The sequence below is a fragment of the Saccharomonospora iraqiensis subsp. iraqiensis genome (assembly GCF_000430445.1).
GTDB classification, from domain to species: Bacteria; Actinomycetota; Actinomycetes; order Mycobacteriales; family Pseudonocardiaceae; genus Saccharomonospora; species Saccharomonospora iraqiensis.
Genome location: NZ_KE387035.1, coordinates 105,338 through 107,086, shown reverse-complemented (window position 1 = coordinate 107,086; position 1,749 = coordinate 105,338). Strand labels below are relative to the sequence as shown.

The 1,749-nt window shown below is 75.1% G+C and carries 2 protein-coding genes and 1 pseudogene; 1 reads left to right on the top strand and 2 read right to left on the bottom strand.

The genetic code is table 11. From position 1 onward, the window contains the following. Positions 1 to 168 (top strand): annotated as a pseudogene (locus ACTIR_RS25685) (NAD-dependent epimerase/dehydratase family protein); the annotation flags it as partial. Positions 169 to 224: 56 nt separating this feature from the next. Here the strand turns inward: ACTIR_RS25685 and ACTIR_RS0101475 are convergent. After that, on the bottom strand, positions 225 to 1,574 hold the full coding sequence (locus ACTIR_RS0101475; RefSeq protein WP_034237756.1) for a hypothetical protein: 1,350 nt from the start codon (positions 1,572 to 1,574) through the stop codon (positions 225 to 227). Then, on the bottom strand, positions 1,571 to 1,749 hold a 179-nt coding region (locus ACTIR_RS25080), incomplete at its 5' end, for a sigma factor-like helix-turn-helix DNA-binding protein (RefSeq protein WP_267879475.1). The genes ACTIR_RS0101475 and ACTIR_RS25080, both read right to left, overlap by 4 nt.

The window sequence follows — 1,749 nt, the reverse complement described above, 5'->3', positions numbered from 1 at the left end:
CCGCGCGTCGTGGGCGGTGCCCGCCCGGCCGACGTGCGCCACGTCGTCGCCGACCCGACCCGTGCCCGGGAACTGCTGGGCTTCACCGCGACGACCTCGTTCCGCGACGGCGTGGCCGGGTTCGCCCAGGCCGGGCTCCGTTCCCCGGCTGTCGCCACGACGCCCTGAAGGGGCCCGCCACGAACGGCGGGCCCCTCCTCATCCGGTCGACACCGGAGAAACGACTACTTCTCCGGGAGCGTGGGCAACGGTCCCTCGTGGACCGGGGCGCCGTCGGCGTCGTACGCGCGGACGGACAGCCCCGCCTCGGCCGTGTCCGTCGTGTCCTCGAGCCCGACGCCCGGCACGAAGGCGGCGAACGTCCGCTCCCGGGCCTCGGCCGACACCTCGGTGTCCCCGCCGGAGAGCTCCACCCAGGCGATGCCCTCGTCGAGAACCCCCGCGACCCAGATTCCGCCGCCCTCGTAGGAGCCCTGCACCGGGGCGACCGGCTTCTCCGGCGAGGTGGCCTCGTCCGGCGACGGGTGCGCGGTGAAGTGCCAGCTCGGCTCCGGGCTGCAGATACCGACGGCCCGGTCGTTGACCCCCATGACGAACGCGATCTCGTGATCGAGGCCGGTCGTGCCCTCCTCGGTCTCGATCCCGGTCTCGACCTGCTCGCGCAGCGTCGCCCCCGTGCGCCAGGTGCGGGCGTCGACCACCGCACCGCCGCGACCGTCGCCCGGCCCCGTCAGGCACTCCGTGAGCATCCGACCCTCCGCGGAGGAGCGGTCCGGCTCCTGCGCGGGACGGTCGGTCACGACCAGCTCCGGCGGCACCGGCGGCAGCGGCTGACCCTTCCGCGCGACGGTGGAGCCGTTCCGGTTCTCCCCGCTCGGCGTGATGTGCGCGCTGAGGGTGCGGTCGGTGATGTCGTGGTGGGCCAGGGCGGTGCGGAACACGCCGTTCTCCACGGGGACGACGTTGAGGTGCGGGCCCGTGCCGCGCACCCTCAGCTCGCCGCGTTCGGCCGCGTCCTCCGTGCCGTCGTCGGCGGGCACGGCGAGGTGGACCCCGTCGACCGCGTCCCCGGCGAGCCCCACCACGGTGCCGTTCGGCGTGGTCATCGCGCCGCGGACACCGGTGCCGTCCGGGGTTTCACCGGCCGCGACCGGGGCGGACAGCGACACGGACGTCTCGGACGTCTCGCAGAACACCCTCGTCTCCCCCGCCCGGAACTCGGTCACGGTGGTCAGATCCAGCTCCGCACTGGACACGACCTCCCAGGACGCGCGGTCGGGGAAGTCGGCCGTGCGGCCCGCACTCTCCACCGCGGCCGCACAGCGGTCCCGTTCCGCGCTCCCCCCGGCGGCGGGGGACACGGTCGGGTCCCCGTCCCCGGTCGTGCCGGTGACCACGAAGGCACCACCGGCCAGCACCGCGACGGCGGCGGCCGCCCCGACCGGGGCCTTGACCCGGCGTTGCGGCCGGTGCAGATCCTCGCGCACCCCGGTCAGCATCCGGTCCCGCACGTGAGGTGGGAGCGTGTGGTGCGGCGGCAGGTCGAACTCGTTGGCGTTCTCGCGTTCGGTCATGATTCCTCCAGCAGGGTGCGCAGCCGGGCACGGGCCCGGGAGAGGTGGGAGCGGACGGTGACTTCGGCGAGCCCGAGCTCGGCGGCGGCCTCGGCGACCGGGAGCTCACCGAGCAGGCACAGCTCGGCCGCCCGCCGTTGCGCCTTCGGCAGCCTGCCGACCGCGGACACCACGG